Below are 12,677 nucleotides of genomic sequence, written 5' to 3' on the forward strand. Positions count from 1 at the left end.
ACTCGTAGGGCAGGTGCGACTGCGGCATGGCGGATCCTTGGGAAGCGGCGGAGATCGAACAGCGAGCGCCAGAACCACCGCGAGCACCGATGGGTTGATCAGAGGTGGTCGCGTCGCCCACCCCGAAGCGCGGCGATACTGGCAATCTTCTCAGCTCCCGGTGCGGGCCGGTTTAAGTCGGCCCGCACCCGCAGGGCGCGGGTACGGGCCCGTCCCATGGTGGGTGGGACGAGCGGTGATGTCTGAGGCGGACACCCGCCTCTTTGAGCAGGCCCTCGGCTGGCCGCCATGACGGCCAGCCGAGCACCAGCAGCCTGTCTTCAGGCGCGATGCCGTGGCCGTCGTCTCGGGAATCCGGGTGCGCGGGGTCAGGCGGCGGTGGGGGCGTGGTCGAAGCGGCGGTCGCTGCCGAGACGGATCTCGTGGACGCCGGGGTAGGGCGGGTGAGGGCTATGGGCCGGTTGTGGGGTGTGCGGTGATGACGAGGTTGGCGCGGTAGTCGTTGGTGCCGTCGTCCCAGCCGGTGCAGGTGATCAGGGTCAACTGTGGGCCGGGGCTGGGCTGGTAGACGTGGTCGGGGAAGCGGTTCTTGGTGTAGACCTCCATGCGGGTGACGGTGAAGACGGCGTCGCGTCCGTCGCGGCGTTCGACGGTGATCCGGTGCCCTCTGCGCACAGCGCCCAGGCCGTAGAAGGCGGCGGGCCCGGTGGTGGAGTCGACGTGGCCGATGACGATGGCGTTGCCCCGCTCGCCCGGTGTGGCCGATTGGGTGAACCAGCCGGCGTGGTCGGCGTCCTTGGGCATGGCGATCGAACCGTCCCGGTCGAGTGGGACGGCTTCTACGTGTGTGTTCAGGCCGATTGCCGGGATGGTGATGCGCAGTGGCTGCGAGCGGGGCAGCACCACGGCGTCCGCTGGGTGCGTGCGCACCGGGCCGTCGGCGGGCGCGCGGGCGGCGGAGGGCGGTGGTACGGGTGGTGGAGGCTGTTGCGGGGAGAGGGCGTAGGCCAGAAGGGCGATCCCGGCGGTGAGGCAGGCGGTGGCCGCCGCGGTGCGGGCACCTCGGCGGCCACCTGTGCGTGCGGCGAGCAGCATGCCGGTGGGTCAGCTCGTGCTGCCGGTGCGGCGGCGCAGGTACAGGGTGCCCGCGGTGCCGATGAGGAGCGCGCCGCCGGCGGCGGCCGCGACGGTGGCGCGCTGGTCGGTCTGGGTGCCGCCCTGGCCGCCCTTGACGGCGCCGGTGGCGGTCGTCCGCAGCGCGCCGCACAGGGCGGGGTTGGTGGCCTCGGCGGGCAGCGAGGGGTCGAGGTCGCTGGGGCCGAGGACGTTGTCGTACTCGCCGTTGCCGTTGTAGTCGATGCCGTGCACCACCACGACCGCGTTGTCACTGCGCAGGCTCTTGGCCACGTCGTCGGTGACGGTGATGGTGCGCTTGTAGGTGTACTCCGGGCCGACGGGGAAGCGGTCCACGGCCAGGCCGGAGGCGGGGCCGGTGTCGCCGCTGGTGGTCAGCGAGGTGCCGATGGCGCCGTAGAAGGGCAGGCCGTCGGTGGTGTTCAGGCTGAGTTTGCCGTTGCGGACCTTCGCGGCCGACTCCGGCGGGCATACGCCCTTGGCGCCGACGTGGAAGTGCTGGGCGTGCGGCGCGCCGGCCAGCAGCCCGCGTACCTTGATCGTCACGTGGGCCTTGTTGCCCTCCAGGTGGACCATGGCGGTGCCCGAGCCGGTGACCTTGTTGACCTTGAACGGGCTGAGCGTGGCGTGGAGCTTGACGTCGCCGTGCCCCGGTGTGCCGTCTGCGAGGGCCGGCGGGGCGAGGGCGACCGCGGGGGCGATGGCGGCCAGCGCGGCGAGCGAGGCGGCGGTGATCTTGTTCATGGGCCTCTCCAACTGCGAGAGAAGGGAGCGCGGCGCCCGTCCGGGAAGCAACAGCCCTACGAGGAAGGGGCGTGCGGCGGAAGGAGGGTGACCACGCTGCTGCACGACCAAGACTTGCCCGTCCATCCGTCAGGCCGCCACCGCACGGGTGCCGTCCAGGTGCGCCCAAGTCCTGATCGGTCCCGGCCTGCGCGAGAGCATCAGGCCTGCTCAGCGGGGCACGAAAGGGCGTTGCGTCAGGCGGAGGCGGGGGCTGTTGGCGAAGACGCGGGCATCAGACAATCGGGTGAGGACGAGCAGCGCCACCATGACGTGCGGGCCGCCGGGGGCAGCTGACTTCGCCGGCGCTGCGGCAGGGTCCACGCCACTGCGAAGGTGCGGGACATCATGTTCGACGACATGGTCCGTGGCACCGCCGCCGGGGTGGTGGTCCCGCTGGAGTACCCCGTCGGGGCACGCAAGCAGCGGTTCTGGGTACCGGCCGAGGACCGGGACCGCTACCTCGACCTCCACGCCGGACGACTGGACGACGCCCTGGCCGGCGAAGCGGACCAGGAGCCGCTCCCGCCCGGTGGAGCCAGCCCCAGCGCGCCGACCTGCCGCCCCTGGCAGCACCAGGACACCACCCCGACCCCAGCGCCCGCTTCGGCGCCTGTTCCCGCCCCGGCCCCGGCCCTGGCTCCGCGGTCACCCGCCCGCACCGGTTCCCGACCTGCTCCCGCCCGGGGGAGACACCGGCGGGGTGCCTCGTGCGGTCCCCGCGGTCACCGACGCCGAGGCACGGCTCCACCCCGCAGACCGGCTGCGGCGCTCCCTGGTGCCCGCCCAGCGCCCGGCCCTCTTCCTGGAGTGCTCGGTGCCGGTTGTCGACTGGCGTGATAGCCGCTACTGGTCGCCGCTGGCGGCGCCGTGCGGGCACTGCGGCCGGAGCACGAACCTGCGCGACGACAGCGGCCGCCCGACCCACAAGGTCTGCCACGAGAAGACGGTCGCGCCGGACACCGTCTGACCGCCACCCCGCCGCGCTGCGCAGACCACCACTGCCGCCGACCGCCCGGTGGTTGTACGGGTGGTGTACGGGGGAAGACACCGCACGGCCGGCGGGTGGTGGGCCATGATCCCTCCCGGCGGGCCCGGGGGCAGCGGCCCCTCCGTGTCGGCGAGGAAGGAGTGGGCGGGGATGACCGGCAAGATCACCGGCGGGCAGTGGACGGTCCTGGAACACCTCGCCGCCGCCGAGCGGGCCGCGGAGACGGTGCGGCAGACCTGGCTGCCGGTGGGCGGCCCCCTCGACGAGCGGGCGGTGCGGGCACTGGAATGGGCCGGGCTGTGCCGCACCGTCCCCGCCCACGAGGTCCTGCGCGCCCACGCCGCCCGCCCGCCCGAGGCCCGGGCCGCCCTGGCCGACGAGTCCGCCGGGTGCACCGCGTCTGACCGGGTCCGGCTGGGCCACACCGCGCTCGACCTGGCCACGGCCGTCCTGGCGCACCACCTGGACGACGAGGCGACCGTACCGTCGAGGTCGCCTCGGCATGTGCTATTCCTGCGCATGACCGCCTTCATCGACCGGCACCTGCACCAACCCGACCTGGACCCGGCCGCGGTCGCTGCGGCGCACCAGATCTCGCTGCGCTACCTGCACCGGGTCTTCCAGGAGCACGGCACGTCGGTGGGCGCGTACATCAGGCAGAGGTGCCTGGACCGGTGCCGGAGGGACCTGGCCGATCCCGGCCTGCGTCACCTGACCGTCCACGCCATCGGCGCCCGATGGGCGTTCGCCCGGCCCGCCGACTTCAGCCGCGCCTTCCGCGCAGCGACGGGCATGCCCCCGGGCCGGTACCGCGCCGCGGCATTCGGCCGAAGCTGCTGAAGCCCGATGGCCAGGGGCGGCGGCCGGGGGAGCCGGGACCGGTTGAGGCCGCTTCGACGCTGCCGAGGCCTGCCGGTACCCGCCCCGCCTCACCCGCAGCGGGACCCGCGCGCCCGCCGCTGAGCCGCTTCCCGTCGCCAATGACCTGCTCGCCCGATCCCCCGCTCCGATATGACCACATCACACCGGCTTCCGCGAGAACGTTTCAGTTCCAGATGTGTCCCTGCAACGGCACATGGGCAGCGGCGGCAGGCGGACCGCCCAGGAAGCCACGGCACCGCGTCTCCTGGTGCTCCAGTGGTACTTCGCTGTCACTGCTGGTCAGAGGCTTGCTCTCGGGGGGTGTAGCGGCTGCCGGTACATCCAGGAGCCAGCCCATCGCCGCTGGGTGCTGGCCCGTCGCAGTCTGGCCCGCCCGGACGAGATCGCCTACTACCCCGCCTGGGCACCGGGCGGTACTACGACCGCCGAGCTGGTGCGGATCGCCAGCTTCCGCTGGGCGATCGAGGAGGGCTTCCAGGCCGCCAAGAACGAGTACGGCCTGGATGAATACGGCGTCTGCGCGGCTCGCGAACACGGCATCGTTGACGCCCTTGCCGAGGCTGGCGTCACCTGATGGGCCGACAAGGGCTACCGGCGGCACGGTCCGTACCCCGTACTGGGAACGCTGGGAGACCCTTTCCACCGGTCAGCAGGCGGCGAACCGGTCCCACGCGAAGATCCGCGCACTCCTCGAGCAAGCCATGGTCACCCTCAAGTCCCGGCGGCTCCTGCGCGAGCTCCGGTGCTCCACCACCCGGGCCACCTGCCTCGTTCAGGCTGTCCTTACCCTGCATCTGACCAGCTCAGAACGATGGTGGAAAGGCCTCACTGGATGTGCCGCAAGCCTCGCCGGAAGCGGCGGATGAGGTGTTCGGGAGCGGTGAAGGCGACGTTGGAGAGCCAACCGCGCCGAAGCAGGGACCAGATCCCTTCGACTGGGTTGAGGTCCGGAGCGTAGGGCGGCAGGTAGTAGATGGTCAGTCAGTCCTGGGACGCGGCGAACTCGACGGTCTTATGCACATTCGAGTTGTCACAGACGAGGACGATCGAGCCGCCGAGTTGGTGGTGGTCGGCGATCAGCAGGCCGCGGTGGTCGGTCCAGGTGGCGTTGACCGGGATCGGCTGCGGTGTGCTGGTCGGCGCTCGGCCATCCGCTCAGTCGCCACTTCTCCTTCCTGGCCTCGGCGATCGGGCCAAGGTGTGTACGGAGCAGCTGCGGTCAAGGAGCCGCTGTACGGCCCACTGAGCGCCTCCGACACGAAACGGCCCCCTTATTTTTGCCGGAGCAGCGCCTGAGGGTGCTCAAGTGCCTTCTAATGGCCCGCAGAGAATTAACCTGCTGGTTTGATCTTGGTCTGGTCTTCGGCTGTCGCCAGGAACAAGGCCACGTCGGCGGGGGTGCGGAACCTGGCTGTCGAGGGCGGGATCGCATAACCGCGTTCGGCCAGCAGCGGCTGGACCTGGTGAACCGCCCGGGTGAGGGTGCTGCCGTTGACACCGAACAACTGGGCCAACAGGTCTCGGGTGCCGATCTTGCGCAGGCAGAGCACAGTGGCCAGGATTCGGTCGGCCGTGGTCAGCTTGTCTTTGGCTCCGGCTCCTGGGGCGCGGAGTCGTTCACCGCCGCGGTGCCGGAACCGCTCCCGCTCACGCGCGGCGGCCAAAGCAGGGGCCAGCTCGCTCACGAGCGCGTCCAGGTCCCGGCCGGGCATGCCGGTCAACTCGGGGCTGCGCAGTGCCGCAGTTCCGGGCCGCCGCGGTGCCTGAGCCGGTGGGAGGCTCGGTGCTGTGCTGCTCGTGCCCGGGGTGTCGGGGTGGAGGGCGTAGTTCCAGTCGCCGTGGAAGCGGTGCCGCGTCATGGCCAGGGCGTCGATCTGGGGGTCGGTGACCTTCACGCCCGTGTGGTAGGTGCCGGTGTCGAGTTCGGCGTGGACGGTCAGCCCGGTTGTGGTGGTGGTCGCGGCAATGCTGTTGACGATGGTTTCGTGGCTGGTTAGTGGCCTGCCGCGCCAGTTGAGGGTGATGTGGGAGAACAGCCGGTGCTCGACCTTGTTCCATTTCGAGGTGCCCGGCGGCAGGTGGCAGACGGTGATCTCCAGGCCGGTCTCGGTGGCCAGGGCGGCGAGCTCGGTTTTCCAGGCCCGGGTGCGGTAGCCGTTGGAGCCGTCGGCGTCGGCGGTGATCAGCAACCTGGTGGCCTGTGGATACTCGTGCCGGCCGCGGGCCTGCCACCAGCGCCGGATGGAGGCCACCGCGAAGGCGGCGGTGTCGTGATCGGTGCCAACGCTGACCCAGCCGGTGTTCGCCGTCACATCATAGATCCCATAGGGGATGGCCTTGCCGACCTGCCGGTCGGCGAAGTCATGCGTCTTGACCGCCACTGGTTCGCCAGTCGGCCGCCACTGGCGGCCGGCATTCTTGTACTCGCCGACCAGCTCCTTCTTCTTGGTGTCCACGCTGATCACCGGGTCCCCGGCGTCCCGGTGGTGGCGTGCCTGCTCGTTGAGATAGCGGAACTGGGCGTCCCGGTCCGGATGGTGGCTGCCCTCGATGGTCTTGGCGTCCGCCTGCAGGCTGAAACCCTCCTGGCGCAGCAGGTCCCCGACCGTGTCCGCGCTGACCTGGTGGCCCTGGCGGGTGAGCTCGGCGGCCAGGCGGCGAGTCGACTTGATCGTCCACCGCAGCGGCGACATCGGGTCTCCGCGCATGTCCGGCTCGACCAGGGCCAGCAGTGCGGGCCGCAGTTCCGGATCCACCGTGGCGGCCCGCTTGCGGCCTCCGCCGGGCCGGCGGATCCGGCCCAGCGGCTCTTCACCTGCTTCCAACTCGTCCACGCCTTTGCGGACGGTGGTCTCGCTTGTCCCCGCCGCCCGAGCCACCGCCCGGATCCCGCCGTGGCCCAGCAGCCGGGCCTCGGTCCCCAGCAGCAGCCGCCGTTGCCGCTCATCTAGATGGGGGAACAACACCTCGAACTTTGCCGTGAGTTGCTCCATCACCTCGCGCGATACACCCATGCCAGGCCAACGAGCCCCAGGACCGGAAGCAACACGTTGTTTCTCTGCGGGCCCTTAGCTAGACCTCAGCTGCGACAGGATTTCATCAGTCTCCTGCCTCCATCACTCCAACGCGCATCGCTACGTTCCGTAGCGGAGCACTCCCCGCGGGCGCGGGGGCAACAGGTCGCTGGCGTCGCGCTCGGTGTCCAGCCGCGGAGCATCGCCTGGACATCGGCCGACCGCCCGAACACGGCCTGCGCCGGATCATGGACGCCATCCTCTACGTCGACCGGACCGGGGTCCCATGGCGATACCTCCCGCACGACTTCGCCCCGCGGGAAACCGTCTACGGACACTTCGCCGCCGGCGGAAGGATGCGGTCTTCGACCGCCTCTCAGGAGTCCTGGGGGAAGTCCGCACTGCGTGAGGCCGCTTCGAAGGCGCGCAGTTCTGCCGCCATATCCGTCAGCTGCCCCTGGACGGCCGCGTAGCCGTCGGCGCCCAGGACGATACGGCGGGGCGGGGTGGCGCTGTTCATGGCGTCCACGACGGCGCGCACTCCACGGTGGGGGTCACCGGGCTGCTGACCGCTTTGTTCGATCATGGAGGAGCGGACGGACTGGATCAAGGGAAGGTAGGCGTCGACCGTCTCGCTCACGGCTTTGTCGGCGAATGACGCGTAGGCGTGTGTGCGAAAGGCGCCTGGCTCCACGGCCATGACCTTGATGCCGAACGGGGCGACTTCGTGGCGCAGCGCCTCAGTGAGCCCTTCGATGGCGTACTTGGCGGCGCTGTAGTAGCCGAAGCCCGGCACACTGCGCAGTCCGGCGACGGAGGACATGTTGATGATCCATCCGCTACGGCGCTCTCGCATGCCCGGCAGGACGGCACGAAGCATCTGCGTGACGGAAAAGAAGTTGAGCTCGAAGGAGGCCCTGACCTCGCTGTCGGGCGCACCTTCGACGGAGCCGTACCATCCCCGGCCGGCGTTGTTGACCAGGACGTCGATACGGCCGAAACGCTCTTCGGCGGCCCGGACGGCCTCGTGGACCTGCGGTGGGTCGGTGACGTCCAGGGGGTGGACGAGCACCCGGTCGCCGTGACGGGCGGCCCAGTCGTCGAGCAGGTGGGGGCGGCGGGCGGTGAGGACGACGTTGTCGCCCAGTTCCAGGGCGGCGTCGGCGTAGGCCATGCCGAATCCGCCGGGGGTGCCGCCGGTGATGAACCAGGTCCTCATGCTGTGCGTGCTCCCGTCAGGGTGGTGGTGAACAAGGGGGGCGGGCGGCCGGTCAGGGGGCGATGCCGAGTTCGCTGATCAGTCCGTGGGTCAGGACGAAGCGGCAGCGCAGATCGACCTTCCCGCCGGGGAAGTTCCCTTCGAGGTGCTGGTGGACGGTGTACCGGTCGGGTGCGGTGCGTTCGGCACCGGTGATCGTGGTGGTGTAGCTGTACTCGGTGTCGGTTTGCCCGAGCCATCGGGTGATGGCCTCGCTTCCCTCGTAGGTGTGTCCGTCGTCGGTGACAGTGGCGTGCGGCGTGAAGGCCGATGCCGCAGCGGAGACGTTCTTGTCGGCGCGGCCCGTCAGGTAGCGGGTGATCGCTTCGGGCAGGTCGGCGGGGTCGGTCGACGTCGGGTTCTGAGTCATGGGTTCTTCCTCTGCGCCAGGGCAAGCAGTCACGGGATGCGGCTCTTGCACGCCGGGCGGCGGCGTGCCCGTCGGGCGCGCATCACCGCAGAATCCCGCCGACTGCTAAAATAGAAGGTACTGACTTCTACATTAGCAGTAGCTTTGGGAGGGTGGCATGCCGAGTCGCATACGACTGGAGGACCGGGAGTGCCCACTGTCCACGACGGCGCAGCACGTCGGCGAGTGGTGGACTCTGCTGATCTTGCATGACGCCTTCGATGGCTATACACGCTTCGACCAGTTCCAGCGGAATCTGGGCATCTCCACGAGCATGCTCACCGCGCGGCTGAAGACGCTGGTCGCGGACGACCTGCTGGAGCGGCGGCTCTACCAGGACAAGCCACCCCGTTACGAGTACGTGCTCACCGAGCGGGGCCGATCCCTTCGGCCCGTGATCGTGGCCCTGGCTGCCTGGGGGAACCGGCACCTGACGCCGCAGGAGCGATCCATGATCTTGGTGGACGCCGCCAGCGGCGAGGAGGTCGAACCGGTCCTGGTCGACGCCCGTACAGGAAGGAACCTCGACGACAGTGAGGCGTTCGTCTTCGCCGCCGGTCCGGCCGCGAGCACCGCAATGCGCTCGCGGTACACGGAATTGCAGAGCCAGCGGCTGGACAGGTCCTAGTACTCCAGCAGGATTTTGCTGTCTGACCTGCGGGTTTCGGCGGGCGGCGGAAGTGTAGCGGGACTTCGATTGTGCGGGGGCGGTCTCACGGAGACCGCCCCCCGATCGTGTGACACCGCCGCAGGTAGTGACAACGACGGGCGACCGCTTGGCGCCGTCGGCGCCAGTTCGACCAGCTCAACGCGTGGTGTCGCCCTCGGTGACCACGAAGGTGCGGAGGTCGGGGACGACAAGCTGCCAGGAGTCGCCGAACCTCCGCCACTGTGAACTCGATTGCCCCCGGCTGCCTCACCGGTGCCGCCCCCTTTTCCCGGACCTGGTACGCCGTGGCGGCCAGGAAGGCGTGTGCGAGCATGGCGAGGGTGATGTGCCGGTACCAGCCCGGATAGCGGCGCACTTCGTACTGGTCCAGGCCGCACTCGTTCTTCGCGGCCTGGAAGCACTCCTCGGTCGCCCAGCGCGTCCCGGCGACTCGCACCAGCTCCTGAACGGTGGTCTCCAAAGGGGCGTAAGCGAGGTAGTAGGCGATCTCGTCGGGCTTGCCGATGCTGCGCCTGGCCAGCGCCCACCGCATCCGGTGGGGGACCTCGCCCTGGTAGTCGAACTCGGCGACGGCCGGCAATCGGATCGCTGCCCAGTGGTAAGTGCGGGAGCCTTTCGCGCCGTGTCCGCACGAGATCTTCTCCCATGCTTCGGCCGGGGCCTGCGCGAACAGGCCGTCGATGCGGGGACAGCCCACGGTGAACTGAGACTTGGGCACGGCCAGCACGTAGCCGAGGCCCGACTGCTCCAGCAGTCGGCGAAAGCGGCTCTCCTGCCCGTAGGCGGAATCCGCGGTGACCCAGGCGATGGGCAGCGGCGAGGCGAGGGACCGCAGCACCATGCACCGGGCCAACTCACCCTTGGTGGCGAACCCCCGATCGTCCGGGACCTTGGCCGCGCGGCAGCGCTCGCGGTCCTCGGTCCAGGTCTTGGGCAGGTACAACTCCCGGTCCACCAGGGCACGGCCGCGAGCCGTGGCATAGGCGGCGAAGACGCCGATTTGGCTGAGGGCACCCCCTCTGGGGGATTCTCGGCCCGGCCGGCAGTTTCGGAGTACTGGCGCTGGACCCCGGCTGAGGTGGTGCCCTTCTTGATGAACCCGGTGTCGTCGATGATCAGGACGCCGTCGGCCTCGCCGAGCTTGTCGGCGACGTATTCCTGCAAGTCGTCGCGGATGTCATCGGGTTCCCACTTCGCTCCGGCGAGGAGGTGCTGCAGGCAGTCAGGCGTGGGGTGGCCGGCCTGTTCGGCCAGCTGCCAGCTGTTCTTGCGGGCCACCGGGGCGAGCAGTCCGCGCACGTAGTCACGCATGCGGCGGCGGAGCTCGACTCGGCCGAAGCGGTGCCCGATGGTCACAAAGAGATCGTCCAGTTCGAGGTCCCACTGCGCGGCAATACGCTCGGTGATCACGTTGGGAGGCTGCCCAACACGCTGTCACTACCTGCGGCGGTGTCACACGATCGAGGGGCGGTCTCCGTGAGACCGCCCCCGCACAATCGAAGTCCCGCTACACTTCCGCCGCCCGCCGAAACCCGCAGGTCAGACAGCAAAATCCTGCTGGAGTAATAGGTCCTGACCTGTTTCATCGGTGCTCCGTGACGGGCCGGTCAGCCGGTGAAGGGTTCCAGTGCGAAGCGGCCGACCGCCACGAAGGCCGTCAGAGCGAGGTAGCCCCCGTCCAGCAGTGCGGCTTTGGGCTCGCAGCGGCGGACCCGCAGGATCACGGCGCCGGTCATGATCAGGGCCAGGCCAACGGCCGCCAGTGGCACCAGGATCGGCGCGATGCCGAGCACGGCGGGCAGGACGAGGCCCGCGGCACCGAGGATCTCGAGTGCTCCGATGGCCTTGAGGGTGCCGGGCTTGAAGTCGAGGACCCAGCGCGCGGCATCGGCCATCGCAGCCATCTTCTCCCGGGGGACGAACAGTTTCCCGAGGCCGGAGAACAGGAAGACGGCGGTCAGCAGGCAGGTGATGATCCACAGTGCGGTGTTCATGAGTGTTGTCCTTGGCGATGTCTTCGGTGGCGGAGGCGGGCGGCGGACCCGGGGCCGTTCCGGGTCCGCCTGGGGGGTGGGGGTCCGCGTCAGCCGAACTGGCCGGGCTGGTACTCGCCGCCGGGCGTCCGGGTGATCACGTTCAGCCGGTTGAAGGCGTTGATCGCGCAGATCAGGGCCACCAGGGCCATGAGCTGGTCCTCGTCGAAGTGCTTCGCCGCGTTCGCCCACGCCTCGTCGGTGACGCCGCTGGAGTCGGCGAGGCGGGTGCCCTGCTCGGTGAGTTCCAGCGCCGCCCGCTCCGCCTCGGTGTAGACGGTCGTCTCCCGCCACGCCCCGACCAGGTTGATCCGCACCTGGCTCTCGCCGGCGGCCGCCGCGTCCTTGGTGTGCATGTCGAGGCAGCCGCCGCAGCCGTTGATCTGGCTGGCGCGGATCTTCACCAGCTCCTGCACCGCCTTCGGCAGCGCCGAGTCGGTGATGATCTTGTTCGACGAGATGATGTACCTGGCCCACTTGGCCCCGACCTCGTTGGCCATGGGGTTGATCCGGGTTTCCATCGCGGTCTCCTTCGTCTTCCGGATGCTTGCACCCCTACGACGAAGCCCCTCGCGAAGACGTAACAGCCCCATGCGCTCGACGTGTTCTACTCGGGACGCTCGGGCAGGCCCATGGCGTCCAGGCGCTTGCGGTCGCTCACGGTCAGGAGCTCGACGATTCGGCCGTCGACCACGGTGCACGCCGCCACGCCGAGCACCTTGCCGTTCGCACCCCAAGACACGAACCCGGGCTCGCCGTTGACCAGCACCGGGAGCACCGCGGTCATCGACCGGGCCCCGCGCAGGACCGGACCGGCCACCTCGGCCGCCCCGACCGTGGTCATCACGCCCTGCGGGTGGTACGTGCGCCAGGTCACCTGCGGATCGAGAAGCCGGACGAGCCCTTCGAAGTCCCCGTTCCGCGCGGCGGCGAGGAATGCGTCGACCACCGCGCGCTGCTGCCGCGGCTCCTCCTGCGGCAGCGGTGTGCCCCGCACCTTCCGGCGGGCCCGGCTCGTGAGCATCTTGGTCGCGTCGGTGGACCGGCCGATGATCTCGCCGATCTCGGCGAAGGGCACCGCGAACATGTCGTGCAGGACGAACGCCAGCCGCTCGGTGGGGGTGAGGGTGTCGAGCACCACCAGCAGGGCGAGCCCGACCGATTCGGCGAGCACCGCGTCGTCCTCGGGCGCCGCCCCGTCGTCCACGGTCACCACCAGCTCGGGCAGCCGGTCCTCGTACGACAGCACGGCCCGATTCTTCCGCGACCGCAGCACATCGAGGCAGACCCGGCCGACCACGGTGGTCAGCCAGCCGGCCAGGTTGTCGATCGCCGCCGCGTCCTGCCGCGCCAGCCGGATCCACGCCTCCTGTACCGCGTCCTCGGCCTCCGCCCGCGACCCGAGCATCCGGTGCGCGACCGCCACCAGGCGCTCACGCTGCTGCTCGAAGGCTCCCGCCAGCACGTCGGTCGGACCTGATCCGGTCATGTCGTTACCTTCCT

At 70.0% G+C, this 12,677-nt stretch carries 11 protein-coding genes and 5 pseudogenes; 6 read left to right on the top strand and 10 right to left on the bottom strand.

Features of this window, described 5'->3' with window-relative positions; translation table 11 throughout:
* Positions 1-450: 450 nt before the first annotated feature.
* On the bottom strand, positions 451-1,095 hold the full coding sequence (locus BMY40_RS26495; RefSeq protein WP_093663315.1) for a class F sortase: 645 nt from the start codon (positions 1,093-1,095) through the stop codon (positions 451-453).
* Between the two features lie 9 nt (positions 1,096-1,104).
* Positions 1,105-1,878 carry a CHRD domain-containing protein gene (locus BMY40_RS26500; RefSeq protein WP_093663316.1) on the bottom strand — a complete coding sequence of 258 codons (774 nt, stop codon included), beginning with the start codon at positions 1,876-1,878 and terminating at the stop codon, positions 1,105-1,107.
* Positions 1,879-2,620: 742 nt separating this feature from the next.
* On the opposite strand from BMY40_RS26500, the gene BMY40_RS26510 reads away from it, so the two are divergent.
* The 4 genes and pseudogenes from BMY40_RS26510 to BMY40_RS26520 form a co-directional block, all read left to right on the top strand.
* Positions 2,621-2,887: a hypothetical protein gene (locus BMY40_RS26510; protein ID WP_093663318.1), complete on the top strand. Its 267-nt coding sequence runs from the start codon at positions 2,621-2,623 to the stop codon at positions 2,885-2,887.
* Between the two features lie 171 nt (positions 2,888-3,058).
* Complete coding sequence (locus tag BMY40_RS26515; protein WP_245770347.1) at positions 3,059-3,748, top strand: helix-turn-helix domain-containing protein; 690 nt, start codon at positions 3,059-3,061, stop codon at positions 3,746-3,748.
* Between the two features lie 382 nt (positions 3,749-4,130).
* Positions 4,131-4,307: pseudogene (locus BMY40_RS28180) on the top strand (IS701 family transposase); the annotation flags it as partial.
* Positions 4,299-4,656 (top strand): annotated as a pseudogene (locus tag BMY40_RS26520) (transposase family protein); the annotation flags it as partial. The pseudogenes BMY40_RS28180 and BMY40_RS26520, both read left to right, overlap by 9 nt.
* Here BMY40_RS26520 and BMY40_RS26525 read toward each other — a convergent pair.
* Both BMY40_RS26525 and BMY40_RS26530 read right to left on the bottom strand, forming a co-directional pair.
* A pseudogene (locus tag BMY40_RS26525) lies at positions 4,616-4,894 on the bottom strand (transposase); the annotation flags it as partial. The pseudogenes BMY40_RS26520 and BMY40_RS26525 overlap by 41 nt on opposite strands.
* Before the next feature lie 227 nt (positions 4,895-5,121).
* Positions 5,122-6,804: an ISAzo13 family transposase gene (locus BMY40_RS26530; protein WP_245770348.1), complete on the bottom strand. Its 1,683-nt coding sequence runs from the start codon at positions 6,802-6,804 to the stop codon at positions 5,122-5,124.
* A 206-nt stretch (positions 6,805-7,010) separates the two neighbouring features.
* Here BMY40_RS26530 and BMY40_RS28345 point away from each other — a divergent pair.
* Positions 7,011-7,192 (top strand): annotated as a pseudogene (locus BMY40_RS28345) (transposase); the annotation flags it as partial.
* Here the strand turns inward: BMY40_RS28345 and BMY40_RS26540 are convergent.
* Both BMY40_RS26540 and BMY40_RS26545 read right to left on the bottom strand, forming a co-directional pair.
* Positions 7,181-8,023: an oxidoreductase gene (locus tag BMY40_RS26540; RefSeq protein ID WP_093663320.1), complete on the bottom strand. Its 843-nt coding sequence runs from the start codon at positions 8,021-8,023 to the stop codon at positions 7,181-7,183. The pseudogene BMY40_RS28345 and the gene BMY40_RS26540 sit on opposite strands and share 12 nt — an antisense overlap.
* 52 nt (positions 8,024-8,075) lie before the next feature.
* A complete protein-coding gene (locus BMY40_RS26545; protein ID WP_093663321.1) occupies positions 8,076-8,432 on the bottom strand; it encodes a nuclear transport factor 2 family protein in 357 nt (118 codons plus the stop codon).
* A 157-nt stretch (positions 8,433-8,589) separates the two neighbouring features.
* On the opposite strand from BMY40_RS26545, the gene BMY40_RS26550 reads away from it, so the two are divergent.
* Positions 8,590-9,099 (top strand): winged helix-turn-helix transcriptional regulator, encoded by a 510-nt coding sequence (locus tag BMY40_RS26550; protein WP_093663322.1) that lies wholly within the window; start codon positions 8,590-8,592, stop codon positions 9,097-9,099.
* A 177-nt stretch (positions 9,100-9,276) separates the two neighbouring features.
* Here the strand turns inward: BMY40_RS26550 and BMY40_RS26555 are convergent.
* From BMY40_RS26555 to BMY40_RS26570, 4 genes and pseudogenes are all read right to left on the bottom strand, one after another.
* Positions 9,277-10,551 (bottom strand): annotated as a pseudogene (locus tag BMY40_RS26555) (IS701 family transposase).
* Positions 10,552-10,748: 197 nt separating this feature from the next.
* On the bottom strand, positions 10,749-11,135 hold the full coding sequence (locus tag BMY40_RS26560; protein ID WP_093663323.1) for a DoxX family protein: 387 nt from the start codon (positions 11,133-11,135) through the stop codon (positions 10,749-10,751).
* An 89-nt stretch (positions 11,136-11,224) separates the two neighbouring features.
* Positions 11,225-11,695 (bottom strand): carboxymuconolactone decarboxylase family protein, encoded by a 471-nt coding sequence (locus BMY40_RS26565; RefSeq protein WP_093663324.1) that lies wholly within the window; start codon positions 11,693-11,695, stop codon positions 11,225-11,227.
* Between the two features lie 86 nt (positions 11,696-11,781).
* Complete coding sequence (locus BMY40_RS26570) at positions 11,782-12,663, bottom strand: sigma-70 family RNA polymerase sigma factor (RefSeq protein ID WP_093663325.1); 882 nt, start codon at positions 12,661-12,663, stop codon at positions 11,782-11,784.
* Positions 12,664-12,677 lie beyond the last annotated feature (14 nt).

The organism is Streptomyces radiopugnans, assembly GCF_900110735.1.
Taxonomy (GTDB): Bacteria; Actinomycetota; Actinomycetes; order Streptomycetales; family Streptomycetaceae; genus Streptomyces; species Streptomyces radiopugnans.

Bases quoted from the DNA above. Each gene is read 5' to 3' on its own strand.
- BMY40_RS26495 (WP_093663315.1), bottom strand. From the start codon at position 1,095: ATGCTGCTCGCCGCACGCACAGGTGGCCGCCGAGGTGCCCGCACCGCG.
- BMY40_RS26530 (WP_245770348.1), bottom strand. From the start codon at position 6,804: ATGGGTGTATCGCGCGAGGTGATGGAGCAACTCACGGCAAAGTTCGAG.
- BMY40_RS26545 (WP_093663321.1), bottom strand. From the start codon at position 8,432: ATGACTCAGAACCCGACGTCGACCGACCCCGCCGACCTGCCCGAAGCG.
- BMY40_RS26550 (WP_093663322.1), top strand. From the start codon at position 8,590: ATGCCGAGTCGCATACGACTGGAGGACCGGGAGTGCCCACTGTCCACG.
- BMY40_RS26500 (WP_093663316.1), bottom strand. From the start codon at position 1,878: ATGAACAAGATCACCGCCGCCTCGCTCGCCGCGCTGGCCGCCATCGCC.
- BMY40_RS26515 (WP_245770347.1), top strand. From the start codon at position 3,059: ATGACCGGCAAGATCACCGGCGGGCAGTGGACGGTCCTGGAACACCTC.
- BMY40_RS26540 (WP_093663320.1), bottom strand. From the start codon at position 8,023: ATGAGGACCTGGTTCATCACCGGCGGCACCCCCGGCGGATTCGGCATG.
- BMY40_RS26560 (WP_093663323.1), bottom strand. From the start codon at position 11,135: ATGAACACCGCACTGTGGATCATCACCTGCCTGCTGACCGCCGTCTTC.
- BMY40_RS26565 (WP_093663324.1), bottom strand. From the start codon at position 11,695: ATGGAAACCCGGATCAACCCCATGGCCAACGAGGTCGGGGCCAAGTGG.
- BMY40_RS26570 (WP_093663325.1), bottom strand. From the start codon at position 12,663: ATGACCGGATCAGGTCCGACCGACGTGCTGGCGGGAGCCTTCGAGCAG.